This is a genomic window from Streptomyces endophytica (assembly GCF_026153355.1).
In the GTDB taxonomy this organism is placed as follows: domain Bacteria; phylum Actinomycetota; class Actinomycetes; order Streptomycetales; family Streptomycetaceae; genus Streptomyces; species Streptomyces endophytica.
The window spans coordinates 3,699,698-3,717,060 of the sequence record NZ_CP110636.1; the positions used below are offsets into that span (position 1 = coordinate 3,699,698).

Annotated in this window: 10 protein-coding genes and 5 pseudogenes; 7 read left to right on the forward strand and 8 right to left on the reverse strand. The window is 73.7% G+C overall.

The window, feature by feature from the left end:
* The first annotated feature begins 32 nt into the window (after nt 1-32).
* Nucleotides 33-850 (forward strand): annotated as a pseudogene (locus tag OJ254_RS16535) (maleylpyruvate isomerase family mycothiol-dependent enzyme).
* 17 nt (nt 851-867) lie between these two features.
* Here the strand turns inward: OJ254_RS16535 and OJ254_RS16540 are convergent.
* The 4 genes and pseudogenes from OJ254_RS16540 to OJ254_RS16555 form a co-directional block, all read right to left on the reverse strand.
* Nucleotides 868-1,877: pseudogene (locus OJ254_RS16540) on the reverse strand (LLM class F420-dependent oxidoreductase).
* A gap of 171 nt (nt 1,878-2,048) precedes the next feature.
* Nucleotides 2,049-2,900, reverse strand: coding sequence for a hypothetical protein (locus OJ254_RS16545; RefSeq protein ID WP_265362942.1), 852 nt, complete (start codon nt 2,898-2,900; stop codon nt 2,049-2,051).
* Nucleotides 2,901-3,068: 168 nt separating this feature from the next.
* The gene (locus tag OJ254_RS16550) at nt 3,069-3,944 is read right to left on the reverse strand and encodes an N-acetylmuramoyl-L-alanine amidase (protein ID WP_265362943.1); all 876 of its coding nucleotides are present in this window, start codon (nt 3,942-3,944) and stop codon (nt 3,069-3,071) included.
* A gap of 83 nt (nt 3,945-4,027) precedes the next feature.
* Nucleotides 4,028-4,692, reverse strand: a pseudogene (locus tag OJ254_RS16555) (class I SAM-dependent methyltransferase).
* Between the two features lie 363 nt (nt 4,693-5,055).
* Here OJ254_RS16555 and OJ254_RS16560 point away from each other — a divergent pair.
* The 4 genes and pseudogenes from OJ254_RS16560 (at nt 5,056) to OJ254_RS16575 (ending at nt 11,074) form a co-directional block, all read left to right on the forward strand.
* On the forward strand, nt 5,056-7,251 hold the full coding sequence (locus OJ254_RS16560) for an acyl-CoA dehydrogenase family protein (RefSeq protein WP_265362944.1): 2,196 nt from the start codon (nt 5,056-5,058) through the stop codon (nt 7,249-7,251).
* Nucleotides 7,252-7,324: 73 nt separating this feature from the next.
* Nucleotides 7,325-8,517, forward strand: a pseudogene (locus OJ254_RS16565) (lipid-transfer protein).
* A gap of 434 nt (nt 8,518-8,951) precedes the next feature.
* Entirely contained in the window at nt 8,952-9,509 is a 558-nt protein-coding gene (locus OJ254_RS16570; RefSeq protein ID WP_265362945.1) for a DUF3291 domain-containing protein, read from the forward strand.
* 118 nt (nt 9,510-9,627) lie between these two features.
* A pseudogene (locus OJ254_RS16575) lies at nt 9,628-11,074 on the forward strand (MFS transporter).
* Between the two features lie 28 nt (nt 11,075-11,102).
* Here OJ254_RS16575 and OJ254_RS16580 read toward each other — a convergent pair.
* The 4 genes from OJ254_RS16580 to OJ254_RS16595 are packed head-to-tail and all read right to left on the reverse strand — an operon-like array spanning nt 11,103 to nt 14,856.
* Nucleotides 11,103-11,708, reverse strand: coding sequence for a response regulator transcription factor (locus OJ254_RS16580; RefSeq protein ID WP_265362946.1), 606 nt, complete (start codon nt 11,706-11,708; stop codon nt 11,103-11,105).
* Nucleotides 11,705-13,093 (reverse strand): sensor histidine kinase, encoded by a 1,389-nt coding sequence (locus OJ254_RS16585; protein WP_265362947.1) that lies wholly within the window; start codon nt 13,091-13,093, stop codon nt 11,705-11,707. The genes OJ254_RS16580 and OJ254_RS16585 overlap by 4 nt, the downstream gene beginning before the upstream one ends.
* Before the next feature lie 6 nt (nt 13,094-13,099).
* The gene (locus OJ254_RS16590) at nt 13,100-13,828 is read right to left on the reverse strand and encodes an ABC transporter permease (protein ID WP_265362948.1); all 729 of its coding nucleotides are present in this window, start codon (nt 13,826-13,828) and stop codon (nt 13,100-13,102) included.
* Nucleotides 13,828-14,856 carry an ABC transporter ATP-binding protein gene (locus OJ254_RS16595; protein WP_423835911.1) on the reverse strand — a complete coding sequence of 343 codons (1,029 nt, stop codon included), beginning with the start codon at nt 14,854-14,856 and terminating at the stop codon, nt 13,828-13,830. The genes OJ254_RS16590 and OJ254_RS16595 overlap by 1 nt, the downstream gene beginning before the upstream one ends.
* A gap of 390 nt (nt 14,857-15,246) precedes the next feature.
* On the opposite strand from OJ254_RS16595, the gene OJ254_RS16600 reads away from it, so the two are divergent.
* Entirely contained in the window at nt 15,247-16,122 is an 876-nt protein-coding gene (locus tag OJ254_RS16600; RefSeq protein WP_265362949.1) for a MaoC/PaaZ C-terminal domain-containing protein, read from the forward strand.
* A gap of 138 nt (nt 16,123-16,260) precedes the next feature.
* The gene (locus OJ254_RS16605) at nt 16,261-17,337 is read left to right on the forward strand and encodes a Zn-dependent alcohol dehydrogenase (RefSeq protein ID WP_265362950.1); all 1,077 of its coding nucleotides are present in this window, start codon (nt 16,261-16,263) and stop codon (nt 17,335-17,337) included.
* Nucleotides 17,338-17,363 lie beyond the last annotated feature (26 nt).

The window sequence follows — 17,363 nt, forward strand, 5'->3', positions numbered from 1 at the left end:
GGGGCGGGGTGCGGCGCATTAGTGTGCGCCGTATGACCCACTCCGTGCCCCTTCAGGGCTCCCTCAGTCATGACGCCTACTGTTCCCAACTCCTCGACGAGACCGGACGGTTGCGGGAGATCGTGCGCAGCGCCGACCTCTCCGTGACCGTGCCGACCTGTCCCGACTGGACGCTGGCCGACCTCGTCCGGCACGTGGGCGGTGCGCACCGCTGGGCCGGCACGCTCGTCGCCACCCGCGCGGAGAAGGCCATCGGGCCCGACGAGGTACCGGGCGCGGCCGGGCCCGAGGGGGAGGACGCGGCGGCCCTGGACGCCTGGCTCGCGGAGGGCGCGGAGCGGACCGTGGCGGCGCTGCGCGAGGCCGGGCCGGACGCCGAGGTGTGGACCTGGGCGCCGCCGGCGCAGCGGGCCGGCTTCTGGGCCCGCCGGATGACCCACGAGACGGTCGTGCACCGCGTCGACGCCGCGCTCGCCGCCGGCGTCCCCTTCGACGTGCCGCAGGAGGTGGCCGCCGACTGCCTGGAGGAGTGGCTGCAGTTGTGCGAGCTGCCGGAGGCCGCGGAGCGGTTCGCGGCGCACGGCGTGCAGCCCTTCGGCCCGGCCACACCCTCCACCTGCACGCCACGGACACCCCGGACGGGCTGAACGCCGAGTGGCTGCTCGATCTCACCGGCGACCGGTTCACCTACCGCCGCGCCCACGAGAAGGCGGCGGTCGCGCTGCGCGGCCCGCTCACCGACGTGCTGTGCGTCGTCTACCGCCGGCTGCCCGCCGACAGCGACCGGGTCGAGGTGCTCGGCGACCGGGCGCTGCTCGACACGTGGCTGACCTACGCCCAGTTCGGGTGAGCGGCGGGCGCCGGGCGTCAGGAGTTCAGCTCGGCCAGCACCCGTAGTGTCCGCGGGTCCGGTGCGGTGACCAGCAGGTCGGTGACCGGGCCCGCGCGCCACGACGCCAGCCGCTCGGCGATCCGTTCACGCGGGCCGACCAGGGAGATCTCGTCGGCGAAGGCGTCCGGCACGGCGCGCACCGCCTCCTCCTTGCGGCCTTCCAGGAAGAGCCGCTGGATGCGGCGGGCCTCGTCCGGGTATCCCATACGGGCCATCAGGTCGGCGTGGAAGTTGCGCGCCGCGTGCCCCATGCCCCCGATGTAGAAGCCGAGCATCGCCTTGACCGGCCACAACCCCTCGGCGACGTCGTCACAGACCACCGCGCGGGCCATCGGCGCGATGCGGAACCCTTCGGGCGCGCCGGCCAGCGACTCCTGGTAGACGCCGGTGCGCCGCGGCGACCAGTACAGCGGCAGCCAGCCGTCCGCGATCCGGGTGGTCTGGGCGATGTTCTTGGGCCCCTCCGCGCCGAGCAGGACCGGCACCGAGGCGCGCAGCGGATGGGTGATGGGCTTGAGCGGTTTGCCCAGACCGGTGCCGTCCGGGCCGCGGTAGGGAGCGGATGGAACAGCCCCTCGGACGCCACCGGCCCCTCCCGGCGGAGGACTTGGCGGACCACGTCCACGTACTCGCGGGTGGCGGTCAGCGGGCTCTTCGGGAACGGCCGTCCGTACCAGCCCTCGACGACCTGCGGCCCGGACAGCCCCAGGCCCAGCAGCAGCCGCCCGCCGGAGAGGTGATCGAGGGTGAGGGCGTGCATCGCGGTCGCGGTGGGCGTGCGGGCGGCCATCTGGGCGATGCCGGTACCGAGCCGGATGCGGGAGGTGTGCGCGGCGATCCAGGTGAGGGCGGTGAACGCGTCCGAGCCCCAGGCCTCCGCGGTCCACACCGAGTCGTAGCCCAGGCGCTCGGCCTCGCGGGCGAGTTCGAGGTGCCGGGGGTCGGGGCCGCGGCCCCAGTAGCCCAGTGCCAGACCGAGTCGCATGGCGACCGCCTCTCTCCGTACGGACCGTACCGAGCCTCACCGCGATAGCTGACGATCCGTCAGTTCACGGTAGTGCGGCGCACTGTACGGCCGGTGCGCGGGCAGCGCAACGGCCCCCCGCCGGAAGGGCGGGGGCCGTGGAAGGACCGCTGGGCGACGGCGGGCGGCGGATCAGCCGCGCTGGATGCCGGTGGTGTCCTGCAGGACGCCGCGGCGGCCGTCCTGGGTCTGCGCGATCAGGGCCTGGCCGCGCTGCTCCACCGCCAGGTACCAGGTGCCGGGCGCGAGTTCGGCGATCGGCGACGGCGCGCCGTCCTCGCCGTACAGCGGGCGGGCGACCGGGACCGCGAACCAGAACGGGGCGAAGTCCGCGGGGGCGCCGGCCGCGGGGGTCGCGCCCGCCGGACCGCCGGCCGTGGCGTCGGCCGCCGGCTGACCGGGCGTCTGGCCGGTCTGCTGCTGGCCGCCCGGACCCGGGTAGCCGTAGCCCTGGCCCGCCGCTGCCTGCTGCTGGGCGCCGGGGTAGCCGTAACCCGGGTTGGGGCCCGCGCCGTAGGGGGCGGCCGGCGGCTTGGGCGCGCCGATCAGCTCCGCCTTCAGCGCCGGGACGAGCGGGCCGGCGACCGCGCCACCGGCCAGCGCCAGCGCGGCGATCAGACCCACGATCAGGCCGGCGCCCGCGCTGTTGGTGTCGATGATGTCCCAGAACGCCGTCCACGCCGCGAAGATGGTGAGCGCCACGCCGAACTGGCCGAGGTCCAGACCGGCGATCTTGCGCGGCTGCGGCAGCGCGCGGCCGAGGATGATGATCGCCGCGCCGATCACGCCGGCCAGGTACACGCTCATGAGCACGGAGACGGATCCCCAGGCGTTGGTGCTGCTGTAGTCCTGCGCCTCGCAGTACTTGGCGAACGGGCCGGTGCAGTCCGGGGCGCCGGTGAGGCCGAGGAACGAGGCGATGAACAGCAACACCGCTGCTCCGATCACCACGCCGTCGCCTCTAGTGAGGGAGCGGATGTTCACGTAAGGGTCCTTTGTCTCTTTCGTGGGCTGTTCGTCGCTGTCGCGGTGCGCGCGGTGCGAGGCACGGCGGTGACCACCCATCGTAAAGGGGAACCTATCGCCGAATCCGGCGGGTCGGCCTGTTGGTTTCGATGCGTTATCGGCCGTGGTCGCGGACGTCGTACGCGGTCAGCGGGTCAGGAAGTCCGTAATGCCCTCGGTGATCCCGCGGGCCGCTTTTTGCCGCCACCCTCCGTCGGTCAATTGCGCGGCGTCCTTGGCGTCGCGCATATTGCCGCACTCGATGAACACCTTCGGCACCGTGGAGAGGTTGAGCCCGCCGAGATCGCCGCGGACGTCCAGGCCGGTGCCGTCGCCGATGTAATTGGACCGCGCACTTCCGGTTACCGCCCGGAAGCGGTCGGCCAGCCGCTTGCCGAGCTGCCGCGACGGGCCGGTGATCGCGGTGGTGTCCGCCGGACCGGCGGTGACCCGGGCGGGCAGGATGACATGGAAGCCGCGGTTGCCGGCGGCCGAGCCGTCGGCGTGGATCGAGACCGCGGCGTCCGCGTGCGCCTTGTTGCCGATCGCCGCGCGCTCGTCCACGCACGGCCCGTACGACCGGTCGCCGTCCTGGGTGAGGACGACCTTGGCGCCCTGGTCCTCCAGGAGGGTGCGGACCCGGCGGGCCACGTCCAGGGTGAAGGACGCCTCGGCGTAGCCGTCGTTGGTGGCGGTGCCGGTGGTGTCGCACTCCTTGCGCGCGGTGCCGATGTTCACCTGCCGGGCGATCTGCCCGGTGTGCCGGCTGTTGTGTGGATTGTGCCCGGGGTCGATCACCACGGTCCGGCCCTTGAGGCTGCCGTGCGGATCGCCCTTGCCGTCCGGGCGGTGGGTGCTCCCGTGGTCCGTGCTCCGGCCCGGCCCGCCGCCGGCCCCGGTGCCGCCGCCCGCCGTCCGGCCGGGCGCCGGTGAGCCGCCGCGGGCCGTCGGACCGCCGTGGCCGCCCGTCTGCCGCCAGAACAGCCAGCCGCCGACGGCCACCAGGGCCACGGCGGCCAGCACCAGGAGTACGGTGCCGCGCCGGCGGCGGTGCGGGGGAAGGTGCTGCCGTTCGACATCTCCGCGATGGTAGCCCGCGGCCCGGATCAGCTGCCGGGACCGGTGCGCCGCAGGACGCGCAGCGTCCCTTGCACCGCGACCTCGGTGAACGCCCCGGAGGCCAGCGCGCGCAGGTAGATCCGGTACGGCGCCTGGCCGGTGAACTCGTCCTCGGGTGCGGGTGCACGTCGTGGATGACCAGCAGCCCGTCCGGCGCCACGTGCGGCGCCCAGCCCTCGTAGTCGGCGGTGGCGTGCTCGTCGGTGTGCCCGCCGTCGATGAAGACCAGCCCCACCGGCCGCCCCCACACGGCCGCGACCTGCGGGGAGCGGCCCACGACGGCGATCACGTGGTCCTCCAGCCCGGCCGCGTGCAGGGTCCGGCGGAACGTGGGCAGGGTGTCCATCCGGCCGACCTCGGGGTCCACCACGGACGGGTCGTGGTAGTCCCAGCCGGGCTGCTGCTCCTCGCTGCCCCGGTGGTGGTCCACGGTGACGGCCGTCACCCCGGCGGCCCGGGCCGCGGCCGCGAGCAGCAGGGTGGACCGGCCGCAGTACGTGCCGACCTCCACCAGCGGCAGCCCCAGCCGCGCCGCCTCAGCCGCCGCCGCGTAGAGCGCGAGCCCCTCGTCCACGGGCATGAAGCCCTTCGCCGCCTCGAACGCGGCGAGGATCTCCGGCTGCGGGGCGGTCGGCGCCGTGGGAGCGGACATGGCTTCCTCCTTGGTGGTGCGGTCGGAGGCTCATCGTGCCGTACGGGCCGGGGGTGGCCGTGCGGGGGTTCGCATTTCGTGCGGCTTTCCGGCCGGCCGGGCGGCGCGGGGGAGTCGCTCCGGCGGATTCCCGGCCGCTCCGGCCGGTTTATCGCCGGACGTTTCCCGGATGTCCGGAAACGGGAAAGGTGCGGGCCCGGAAACCGCCGGGCGGGCAAATGGTATTCGTACCGGAATTCACCGGACCGTTTCCCGTCCGCCGCCGGACCGTTCCCCGCGGGGCACTCGCCGCCGTCCACCGGGCGGAACATTCCGGCCCACCTGACCTTCCGTCAGATTGGAACGTGTTCTAGTCTGCCCCGCATGGGCATCGGAATCACACCGGACCACCGCGACCTGGCCGAGGCGGCGGGCGGCTGGGCCCGCCGGGCCGTACCGCCCGAAGAGGTCCGCACCCTCCTCGACACCACACCCGCCCGCACCGGACGCCCCGCCCACTGGGACGGCCTCGCCGCACAGGGCCTGCTCGGCCTCCACCTCCCCGAGGCCGACGGCGGGGGCGGCGGTGACCTGCTCGACCTCGCCGTGGTCCTCGAAGAACTGGGCCGCGCCGCACTCCCCGGCCCCTACCTGCCCACCGTCCTCGCCGCCGCGCTGCTCCACCGAGGAGACGCGCCCCGGCACCTCGTACGGGCCCTCGCCACCGGCGAGCTGATCGGCGCGGTGGCGCTCGGCCCCGGCACGCTCACCGCCACCAGCACACCCGACGGCTACCTCCTCGACGGCACCGCGCCCCCGGTCCTCGCCGGGGCCGACGCCGACCTCCTCGTGCTCGCCGCACGGACCGCCACCGGAACCGTCCACCTCGCCGTCGACGCCGCGGCGCTGACCGTACGCGCCCAGGAGAGCGCCGACCCGACCCGCCCGGTCGCCGAAGTGGGCGCGGACGGCGTGCCGGTGCCCGCGGACCGGCTGGTGGCCGTCGACGACGCGCTCGTCCGCGACCTGGCCGGGGTGCTGTGCGCCGCCGAGAGCTGCGGGACGGCGGCCTGGGCGCTCGCCACCGCGACCCAACACGCCCGGGTCCGCGAGCAGTTCGGCCGCCCCATCGGCCAGTTCCAGGCCGTCAAACACCTCTGCGCCGACATGCTCGTCCGCTGCGAACAGGCCCGCGCCCTGGTCTGGGACGCGGCCCGCGCCCACCGCGAGCCGCCCGAGGTCCGCGGCCTGGTCGCCGCCCTCGCCACCGCCACCGCCCTCGACGCCGCCTTCAGCTGCGCCAAGGACTGCATCCAGATCCTCGGCGGCATCGGCTTCACCTGGGAACACGACGCCCATCTGCATCTGCGCCGGGCGACCGCGGCCCGCCAGCTGCTCGGCGCCGGCGACACCCACCGGCTGCGCGCCGCCGCCCTCGCCGCCGACGGCGCCCGGCGCCCACTGAGCCTCGAACTCCCCGCCGAGGCCGCGCAGTTCCGTACCGCGGCCCGCGAGGTCATCGACCGGGTGCGCGGCCTGGACCCCGCCGCCGTACGCCGCGAACTGGCCCCGACCGGATACGCCGCACCGCATCTCCCGCCGCCCTACGGCCTGGGCGCCGGCCCCGTTCAGCAGCTGGCCGTCCAGCAGGAACTGGCCGCCGCCGGGGTCACCGTCAGCGACCTGGGCATCGCCACCTGGGTCGTGCCCTCCCTGCTCGCCCACGGCACCGCCGAGCAGCAGCAGCGCTATCTGATGCCGTCGCTGCGCGGGGAGATGCTGTGGTGCCAGCTGTTCTCCGAACCGGAGGCCGGATCGGACCTGGCCGGCCTGCGCACCCGCGCCGAGCGGGTGGACGGACCCGACGGCCCCGGCTGGCGGATCAACGGGCAGAAGGTGTGGACCTCGGCCGCCCAGTGGGCCGACCACGGCATCCTGCTCGCCCGCACCGACCCGGACGCGCCCAAGCACCAGGGCCTGACCTTCTTCGTCGTCGACATGAAGACCCCCGGCATCGACGTCCGCCCGCTGAAGGAGATCACCGGCGAGGCGCTCTTCAACGAGGTCTACTTCGACGACGTGCTGCTGCCGGCCGACGCGGTGGTCGGCGAGACCGGCAACGGCTGGAAGGTGGCCCGCACCACCCTGGACAACGAACGCGTCCACATGGCCGACCAGTTGACCTTCGACACCGGACTGACCGCGCTCCTCGACCGCACCGCCGGCCTCGACGGCTCCGTACGGGCCCGGGTGGGCGCGCTGGCCGCCGAGGCGCACGCCCTGGCCTGCCTCACGCTGCGCACCACGCTCCAGCAGGTCTCCGGCCTCGAACCGGGCGCCGGCGCCAGCATCCGCAAGCTGGTGCAGACCCCGCACCAGCAGAAGGTCGCCGAACTGGCGCTGGAACTGCTCGGCCCGGACGGCGCGGTGCGCGAGGGTGCCGGTGAACGTGCCCTGCACGGCTTCCTGATGTCGCGCTGTCTGACCATCGCCGGCGGCACCACCCAGGTGCAGCGCAATGTGGTCGCCGAGCGGCTGCTCGGCCTGCCCCGCGACCCCGAGCCCCGCCCCCTCATCTGACCCCGGCACGCATCCGCCCCCCCGCACGCATCCGCCCCCGCACGGCGCCCGGTGACTCACCAGGAGGACCTCCATGTCAGGCACGGCGTACCTCGTCGGCGTAGGGATGACGCACTTCGAGAAGCCCGAGACCCGCGAATGGCAGTACTGGGACATGGCCAAGGAGGCGGGCGAGGCCGCGCTCGCGGACGCCGGGATCGGCTACGACGCCGTCGAGCAGGTCCCGGTCGGCTACTGCCACCAGCCGTCCACGGCCGGTCAGCGCGCCGCCTACGAGCTGGGCCTGACCGGGGTCCCCGTCTACAACGTCAACAACAACTGCGCCACCGGCTCGACGGCGCTGATGATGGCCCGCCAGTTCGTCGCCTCGGGCCTCAACGACTGCGTGCTGGCACTGGGCTTCGAGAAGATGAAGCGCGGTGCGCTGGGCGGCGGCGCGGCGGGAGGCGACTTCGCCGCCTCCCCGGTCGCCCGCCACTACGGCGTCATGGCGGCCGCGCACGGCTTCGAGCGGACCCCGCCCACCGCCCAGATCTTCGGCAACGCGGCCCGCGAGCACATGGAGAGGTACGGCACCACGGCCGAGCAACTGGCCGCGGTCGGCGCCAAGAACCACCGGCATTCCGCGCACAACCCCGCGCCCAGTTCCGGGACGTCCACACGGTCGAGGAGGTGCTGGCCGCCAAGGTCATCCACCGTCCGCTGACCAAGCTCCAGTGCTCCCCGACGTCCGACGGCGCGGCCGCGGTGGTGGTCGCCTCCGAGCGGTTCGTCCGGGCGCACGGGCTGGCCGACCGGGCGGTGGAGATCGTCGCCCAGGCGATGACCACCGACACCGAGGAGAGCTTCGCCGGCGGCTCCTGCATCGACGTCGTCGGCAAGCCGATGTCGCGGGCCGCGGCCCGGCAGGTCTACGAGGCGTCCGGGCTCGGCATCGAGGACGTGGACGTCATCGAGCTGCACGACTGCTTCTCGATCAACGAGTTGCTGACGTACGAGGCGCTGGGCATGTGCGCGGACGGCGAGTCGGGGAAGCTGGTCGCCGACGGGGCCACCACGTACGGCGGCCGCTGGGTGGTCAACCCGTCCGGCGGCCTGATCTCGAAGGGCCACCCCCTGGGCGCGACCGGCCTCGCCCAGACCGCCGAACTCGTCTGGCAACTCCGCGGCACGGCCGGCCCCCGGCAGGTCCCCGACGCCCGCGTGGGCCTGGCCCACAACATCGGCCTGGGCGGCGCGGCGGTGGTGACGCTGCTGCGGAGGTGACCGATTAACCACCCTGCCGATACGGGTAGTTGGCCCTCCGGGGGCCCTCCCGACCCTTAGGGGTCGAGAGGGCCCCCGCCCCTTAGGGGTCGGGCCATCGGCCACGGGGTGCGGACGGGCACGGCGGGCGCACCGATCGGCCGAAGCGGATCATTCGGCACCCCGCGGCCTGCCCCGCCCGTCACCCCCCCGGCCCCCGCAATGACCGGGGCCAGAAGCCACTTGGACCGGAAAAACGCAACTTCGACAGGGCCCGCAGAGGCAGCTACCTTCACCTGGTCTTCGGCGATCGCCCACGGTCGCACCGGAGTTCTTTCAGGCTGAGCCACCCGCGACGGGATGAGTGGGTCACGCCCCACGAACCCTCGCCCCCGTGCGTAAGACACCGAACAGGGTCCGGTCCACACCAGGCACCCCCAACCAGGGAGAGACGCATGCCCCATCTCGCGCTGTACACATTCGGCGTCCTGAAGTCACCTCTCACCGATCCCGGACCTCTCACGCGCGAACTCCTCAAGAGCGGCGAGGCCGTCTACCGGAAGATCAGCCAGCACCCCGGGTACCTCGCTCGTGCCGAAGCGGCAGACCGCGGCCGGGGCACACACTTCGACCTGGACTGGGGTGCCTGGGGAGAGTTCGCCGTACCGACCTGGTACGGCAAGGGCCGCACGGTGGAAACCGCCGCCCTGGACGCGACCCTCTCGCTCTGGACCGACCTGCCCTCCGCCTTCGACGCCATCTACACCGGTCTGCACCGTGAGGCGCTGAGCAGGCGTCACGACTGGTTCGAGAGGACAGGACAGCCGAATTACGTGCTCTGGTGGGTCTCCGACGGCGTGATACCCACCTGGCAGGACGGGGTTTCCAGGCTGGAGCACCTCCACGACCAGGGCTCCGCGCCGCACGCCTTCACCTTCCACCACCCGTTCGCCCCGGACGGAACTCCGACCAGGACCAAAGGCATCGGGCCGAAGAGCGACCAGGCTCGCTGACCAGGAAGCCTGAACGACCGGGTGTGGGTGGCCCCGTCCTCCGCCCACCGACCTAGGTCCCCGGTCAGGTGGCGTATGCACCGATATCCCGATGCGGGGGTGCGGGGTCGATGCGAGCATGGTCCGCATGCCCCCGATAGCCGAGTCCGCCACCCTGCCCACGACCTCCCGTCGGAGCGCCGCACCGGCCTGGCTGGTGATGCTGCTGGTCTGCGCCGGACAGTTCCTGGTCGTGCTGGACGTCTCCGTGGTGAACGTGGCGCTGCCCGCCGTACGGACCGGTCTGGGGCTGAGCGAGCTGGGCCTGCAGTGGATCGTCAACGCGTACGTGATCACCTTCGCCGGCTTCATGCTGCTCGGCGGCCGGGCCGCCGACCTCTTCGGCCGTAAGCGGATCTTCGTCGTCGGGCTGGCGCTGTTCACCCTCGCGAGCCTGGGCGGCGGACTGGCCCAGCAGCCCTGGCAGTTGATCGCGGCGCGGACGGTCCAGGGCATCGGCGCCGCCGTGCTCTCGCCGGCCACCCTCACCATCCTCACCACGTCGTTCCCGGCCGGCCCGGCCCGTACCCGCGCCATCGCCACCTGGACGGCGGTCGGCGCCGGCGGCGGCGCGGTGGGCGGTCTGGTCGGCGGGGTGCTCACCGAGTACCTGTCGTGGCGCTGGGTGCTGCTGATCAACGTGCCGGTCGGGGCGCTGGTGCTGACCGGTGCGGTGCTGTGGCTCACCGAGAGCCGGCAGGGCGCGGCCCGACGGCTCGACGTGCCCGGTGCGCTGCTGGTGACCGGCGGGCTGGGCTGGTCGCGTACGGGATCGTGCAGACCGAGACGGACGGCTGGGCGTCGGCGTCCGCGCTGCTGCCGCTGGCCGCCGGGCTGCTCGTGATCGCCGCCTTCCTCGCCGTCGAGGCGCGGGCCAAGGCGCCGCTGATGCCGCTGGGGCTGTTCCGGCTGCGCTCGGTGTCCTCGGCGAACGCGGCGATGGTGCTGGCCGGCGCCGCGATGTTCTCGATGTGGTACTTCCTGTCGCTCTACGTCCAGAACGTGCTCGGCTACCGACCACTGCAGGCGGGGCTATCCTTCATCCCGCACTCGCTGTCCATCGTCCTGGGCTCCAAGATCGGGCCGCGGCTGATGAACCGGCTGGGCGCCAAGACCCTGGCCGCCACCGGCGCGGTGATCTCCGCGTCCGGCATGGTCTGGCAGGGCACGATGGACGTCCACGGCACCTACCTCGGCACGATCCTCGGCCCCGGCATCCTGATGGCGCTGGGCGCCGGCCTGACCGCGACGCCGGTCGCCGCCATCGCCACTTCCGGCGCCGACCCGGCCGACCAGGGCCTGGTCTCCGGCCTGATCAACACCTCCGGCAGATGGGCGGCGCCCTGGGCCTGTCGATCCTGTCCACCGTCGCCGCCTCCCGCATCGAGGCGGGCCACGGCGCGAAGGCGGCGCTGGCCGACGGCTACGGGCTGGCCTTCCAGGTCGGCTCGGGAGTGCTGCTGGGCAGCATCCTGCTGATGCTGCTCGCGCTGCCGCGGCGCCGCGCGGACGTGGCCACCGGCTAGGGGCGAGCGGGCGGCCCCGGGCGCCGGGCTACAGCCACCCGTTCTGCCGCGCCGCCCGTACCGCCTCCATGCGGTTGCGGGTCCCGGTCTTGCCGATCGCCGCGGAGAGGTAGTTGCGGACCGTGGCCTGGGAGAGGTGGAGCTTGCCGGCGATGTCGGAGACGGTGGCGCCGTCCACCGCGGCGGTCAGCACGTCCCGCTCCCGCTGGGTCAGCGGATTGGGCCCGGCGCTGAGCGCCGCCGCGGCCAGCCCGGGGTCGATCACCCGCTCCCCGGCGAGGACCCGGCGGATCGCCGCCGCCAGGTCCTCCACCGGGCCGTCCTTCACCAGGAAGCCGGACGCCCCGGCCTCCATGGCGCGGCGCAGATAGCCGGGCCGCCCGAAGGTCGTGACGATGAGGACCTTGCACGACGGCAGCGCGTCGCGCAGGTCGGCCGCGGCGTCCAGCCCGCTGCGGCCGGGGAGTTCGATGTCCAGGAGGGCGATGTCGGGACGTGCCTCCAACGCGGCCGGAACGATCCGGTCGCCCGCCGCGACCTGCGCCACGACCTGCATGTCCGCTTCCAGGTCGAGCAGCAGCGCCAGCGCGCCCCGCATCATCCCCTGGTCCTCCGCGAGCAGGACCTTGATCACCTGGTCAACCCTTCCCTCTCCGTCTCCGTCATCTCCCCCGTGCCGACCGGGAGTTCGGCCGTCACCCGGAAGCCGCGCCGGCCGTCGGGGCCGCTGCTCAGGGTGCCGCCGGCCGCTGCCAGCCGTTCGGTCAGGCCCTTCAGGCCGGTGCCGCCGACCGGGCCCGGAGCTCCGGGCGACGCGGCGGCGCCGTCCGTGGGGGCCGTACCGGGGGCGTCACCGTCGCGCTCGGGGACGCGGTCGCGGAACCAGGTGCGGCCGGCCGCCGGGGCCGCACCGGAGCTTACGGGACCCCGGCCGTCGTCCGTGATCGTCAGCCGGACCCGCTCCTCGTCGGCGTGCACCGCGATCTCGCAGCGGGTGGCGCCGCTGTGCCGGAGCGCGTTGGTGACGCCCTCGCGGACCACCCAGCCCAGCAGCGCACCCGCCTGCGGGGGCAGCGGCGGCCCGGCCTGCCGGACGACGGCTTCGATGCCGGCCGCCTCCAGCGCCGAACGGGCCCGGTCCAGTTCGGTGCCGAGGCTGCCCTCGCGGTAACCGGTGACCGCCTCGCGGATCTCGGTCAGCGCCTGCCGGCCGACCGCCTCGATGTCCGCGGCCTGGGCGAGCGCCGCGTCCAGATCGCGCGGCGCCAGCCGGCGCACCGCCTCGGCCTTGACCACGACCAGGGACATCGTGTGCCCCAGCAGATCGTGCAGGTCGCGGGAGAAGCGCAGCCGCTCCTTCTCCACGGCGCTGCGGGCCAGTTCCTGCCGGGTGGCCTTCAGTTCCTGGATGGTGTCGAACAGGCTGAGCACCGTGGACGTCACCATGCCGGAGAGGAACGTGCCGTAGCCGACGCCGAACGAGTCGCCGGGGTCGCCGGCCTGCCAGCCGGACAGGAACCCGGCCGTACCGCTGAGCGTGATCAGCCACACCGCGAGCTTCTTGCCGCGCAGCGCGCGGACCGTACCGGAGGCCAGCGACAGCAGTGGGAAGAACAGGAACCAGCTGCCGCCGAAGCCGAGCGCGATGGCGAACGTGACCGCGGTGAGCGCGCCCAGGGCGATGACCGGGTAGCGGGTGTCGCGCAGCCGCGGGCTGAAGGCCGACAGGATGACGGTGAGGTAGAGGGAGTTGAAGGCGAGGAGCCCGAGCCCGGCCAGCCAGGGGTTTCCGGTCTTGCCTTGCACGATGTTGGAGAAGGCGCCCAGCCCCATCAGCAGCCAGGGCAGGAAGCTGTATTTGCCCGGGCCCTTGTCGAGCTTCCGGCCGCGCCGCCCGGCCGTACACGAAGTGCCGTCGTCGCCGGCCGCCCCTTCCGTCCCCGTCGCCCCGCCGGGCGTCCGGCCGGCGGGGTCCTGCTCTGTCGTCTGCTGCACCGTCGTTTCCCAGATCTGCGCCATCGCCGGTCACACCGTCCGTGCGGCCCGGCGGTACGCGTACACCGCGTAGGTGCCGAAGACTGCCAGCCAGGCGGCCAGCACCGCCACTGCCGTGAGGCTCGGTGCGCCGCCCTCGGTGACGCTCCGGCCCAGTTCGGCGAAGCGGTTGCCGGGCGTCCAGGCCGACAGGGCGCGCAGCCAGGAGGGGAACAGCTCGGCCGGGAACCACAGTCCGCCGACGATCGACAGCAGCAGCATGCAGCCCGTGTTGACCACACCGGTGGACTGCGCCGAGAGGCGGTAGCCGTTGCCCAGCCCGAGCAGGGTGAACGGGGCGGTGCCGAGCCACAGCAGGCCGGTCAGCGCGGCCCACTGCCAGGCCGGCATCCGGACGCCGTTGACCAGCGCGCCCACCAGCAGCACCGCGGCGATGGCCGGCAGCACCGTCACCGACCCGGTCAGTCCGCGGCCCACCACGGCCCGCAGCGGCCCCATCGGGGTGATCCGCAGCTGCCGCAGCCAGCCCAGTTGCTTGTCCTCGGCGACGCCGGTGCCGGTGCCGATCGCCGCGCCCAGCGCGCCGTACGCGGCCATCCCGACCATCGAGGCGGTCTTCCAGCCCATGTCGGCGCCGCCGGGGCCGGCGCCGATGTTGGTCATCAGGACGTACATCAGCACCGGCATCCCGATGCCGAAGATCACGAAGCCCCGGTCGCGCAGCGTGCGCCGGACTTCGAGACGGAGGTAGCCGAGCATCACGCGGTCTCCTTCAGGGCGTCGCGGTTCGCGGCGTCGGGGTTCGGGGCGTTGGGGTTCAGGGCGTCGGCGTGCGTGCCGTCGGGGGAGGTGAGGGTGAGGAAGGCGTCCTCCAGGCTGGCGGCGGTGACCTCCAGGCCGCGGACCAGGCCCCGTCCGGCCAGCGCCAGGACCGTGCCGTCGGAGTCCGTCGTCCGCAGCAGGGCGCGGTCGCCGCGGACCTCCACGGTGTGCACGCCGGGCAGTGCGGACAGCGGCGCGGTCGGCGCGCCCGCGAGGTCGAAGGAGACCAGCGACCCGCCGGCCCGCCGCTTGATCGCCTCGCCGCTGCCGTCGGCGACCACCCGGCCCCGGTCGATCACCACGATCCGGTCGGCGTGGTCGTCGGCCTCCTCCAGGTAGTGGGTGGAGAAGACGATGGTGTGGCCGCGCCGGGCGTAGGCCCGCATCGCGCGCCAGAACGTCCGGCGGGCCTCCACGTCCAGGGCCGCGGTGGGCTCGTCGAGGACCAGCAGGTCGGGGTTGCCGGCCAGCGCCACCGCGAACCGGACGCGCTGGGCCTGGCCGCCGGAGAGCCGGTCCACCCGCCGCCCGGCGAACTCGGCCAGGCCCGCCAGTTCCAGCGCCTCGGTGACGTCCATCGGCCGCGGGTAGGTGGCGGCCACGAAGCCGACCAGTTCGCGGACGGTGACCCGGGGGACGGCCTTGCCGTCCTGCAGCATCGCCCCGACCCGGCCGGCCCTTACGGCGGTCTCCGGCTCGCCGCCGAACAGCCGCACCGTGCCCGAGGAGGGCGGCAGCAGCCCCAGCAGCATGTTCAGGGTGGTGGACTTGCCGGCGCCGTTGCGGCCGAGCAGCGCCACCGTCTCACCGGTGGCGATCCGCAGGTCGATGCCGTCCACGGCCCGCACCGGGCCGTAACTCCGGGTGACGCCACAGAACGCCACGGCCGTCCCGTCGCCGCCCTGCCCCACCGGCCCCACCTGCGCCGTCGTCCGTGCCCCGCCCGGTGTCGTCCCCGGTGTCATGTCCGCCCCCTTCGGTCGTTTCCCGTCCCTGACGTTACGGAGCGTGGGCGGGCCGGGGCAGGGCGAATGTGGGTGATGCGCGCTGACAAATGTCATCGGTGCGGACCGCGGCCGCGACGCGTTTCTGACATACCGTCAGGGGGCTTCCCGGTGTCAGGCGGATCGGCTATACATGAAGGCCATCGGCTAGAACGCGTTCTAGAAGTGGCGGGTGTCCCGTGCGGCCCGGCCGACCGGCGCGTGATCCGCGCCCGGCGGCTGTCCCTGCGGCACCGCCGGCCCGCGCGCGGTCCGCGCCGACCAGTGACGACCCCGGCCGGGCCGACGGTGCGGACGGCCGGGCCGGGGTCTTCCCATGAACTCCACCGTGGTGAAGGAGCAACCGCCCCCATGCCCATCGACGTCACCAAGGCCACCGCCGCCGAACCGCGGACCACCGAACTCGCCTGGGACCACAAGGACGTCCAGCTCTACCACCTCGGCATCGGCGCCGGCGCGGCCACCCCCGAGAAGCCGCGGGCCGCCACCGACCCGGACGAACTGCGCTACACCCTGGAGAGCGCGCTGCACGTCCTGCCCAGTTTCGCCACCGTCGCAGGCGGCGGGATGGCGCTGGCCGGCGGACTCTCCGCCCCCGGCATCGACGTCGACCTGGCCGCCGTCCTGCACGGCGGGCAGACCGTCACCGTGCACCGCCCGCTGCCGGTGCGCGGCCGCGCCACCCAGACCTCGACCGTCCCGGCCGTGTACGACAAGGGCAAGGCCGCCGTCATCGTGCTGCGCTCCGAAGTCGCGGACGACGACGGGCCGTTGTGGACCTGCGACACCCAGATCTTCGTCCGCGGTGAGGGCGGCTTCGGCGGCGACCGCGGCCCGTCCGCCCGCCTCGAACTTCCCGACCGCGCCCCCGACCTGACCACCGAGCGGCAGGTCCGTGCCGATCAGGCGCTGCTCTACCGCCTCTCCGGCGACTGGAACCCGCTGCACGCCGACCCCGAATTCGCCGGGCTCGCCGGCTTCGACCGGCCGATCCTGCACGGGCTGTGCACCTACGGGATCACGCTCAAGGCGGTCGTCGACACCCTGCTGGACGGGGACGTCTCCCGGGTCCGGTCGTACACCACGCGCTTCGCCGGGGTGGTCTTCCCGGGCGAGGTGCTGCGCATCCGGCTCTGGCGCGAGCCCGGCCGGATCCAGGTGTCGGTGACGGCACCCGAGCGGGACGAGGCGGCGGTGCTGGCGGACACCGTCGTCGAGCACGGCTAGCAGCCGCACGGCCGCCGCTCCCTTGTCGCTTTGTCGCCTCCGGGTGGTGGCCTCCGGGCGGTGGCCGCGGAGTTGTTGCCTCCGATCGTTGTCTCCGATTGATGCGTCCGAGTTGTCGTCTCCGAGGGGAGCCGTGAGATGCGCGCAGCCGTACAGCACGAGACCGGGCAGGACAAGCTGGAGGTCCTCGACGACGTCGAGGCGGTGGGGTTCGGGCCCGGCAAGGTCAGGATCCGCCTCCGGGCGACCGGACTGTGCCACTCCGACCTCTCGGCGATGAACGGGGTGCTGCCGCAGCCCGTGCCCTTCGTCCCCGGCCACGAGGGCGCCGGGGAGGTCGTCGACGTCGGCGACGGCGTCACCGGCCTGGCGGCGGGCGACCGGGTGCTGATGTGCTGGCTGCCCGCCTGCGGCAGCTGTCCGTCCTGCAAACGCGGCCAGACCCACCTCTGCCTGGCCGGGTTCATGAACGCCGGCACGCCCAACTTCCGGCGGCCCGGCGGGGACGTCTTCGGGTTCGCCGGCACCGGCACCTTCGCCGAGGAGGTCGTGGTGGCCGCCAACTGCGCGGTCCCCATCCCGGACGACGTCCCGTACGAGATCGCCGCGCTGATCGGCTGCGGCGTCACCACCGGGCTCGGCGCGGCCCTCAACACGGCGCGGGTGGCGCCCGGTTCCTCGGTCGCGGTCATCGGCTGCGGCGGCGTCGGGATCTCCGTCATCCAGGGCGCCCGGGTCTGCGGCGCGGCCCGGATCGTCGCCGTCGACCCGGTGCCCGCCCGGCGCGAGGCGGCACTGCGCTTCGGCGCCACGGACGCCGTCGCGCCGGAGGAACTCGACGGCGCCAAGGCCGAGATCACCGGCGGCGAGGGCTTCGACTACGTCTTCGAGGTGGTCGGCAGGTCCGCCACCGCCCGCACCGCGTACGAGACGACCCGGCGCGGCGGCACCCTGTGCGTGGTCGGCGCCGGCGCCATGGACGACACCTTCCAGGTCAACATGTTCGAGCTGTTCTTCGACGAGAAGCGGATCCTGCCGTCCCTCTACGGCGGCGGGGACGTCCTGCGCTCCTACGAGCGGGTCATCGCCCTGTGGCGGGCCGGCCGGATCGACCTCGAAGGGCTGATCACCCACCGCGTCCGGCTCCCGGAGATCAACGACGCCCTCGACCAGATGCGGTCCGGGACGGCACTGCGCACCTGCATAGAGATCTGACCGCCAAGAGATCCGACCGGCCGGTG

What these genes read in the sequence shown, in the direction of transcription:
- OJ254_RS16590 (WP_265362948.1), bottom strand. Translation starts at nt 13,828, where the DNA reads ATGCTCGGCTACCTCCGTCTCGAAGTCCGGCGCACGCTGCGCGACCGG.
- OJ254_RS16605 (WP_265362950.1), top strand. Translation starts at nt 16,261, where the DNA reads ATGCGCGCAGCCGTACAGCACGAGACCGGGCAGGACAAGCTGGAGGTC.
- OJ254_RS16595 (WP_423835911.1), bottom strand. Translation starts at nt 14,856, where the DNA reads ATGACACCGGGGACGACACCGGGCGGGGCACGGACGACGGCGCAGGTG.
- OJ254_RS16600 (WP_265362949.1), top strand. Translation starts at nt 15,247, where the DNA reads ATGCCCATCGACGTCACCAAGGCCACCGCCGCCGAACCGCGGACCACC.
- OJ254_RS16585 (WP_265362947.1), bottom strand. Translation starts at nt 13,093, where the DNA reads ATGGCGCAGATCTGGGAAACGACGGTGCAGCAGACGACAGAGCAGGAC.
- OJ254_RS16560 (WP_265362944.1), top strand. Translation starts at nt 5,056, where the DNA reads ATGGGCATCGGAATCACACCGGACCACCGCGACCTGGCCGAGGCGGCG.
- OJ254_RS16570 (WP_265362945.1), top strand. Translation starts at nt 8,952, where the DNA reads ATGCCCCATCTCGCGCTGTACACATTCGGCGTCCTGAAGTCACCTCTC.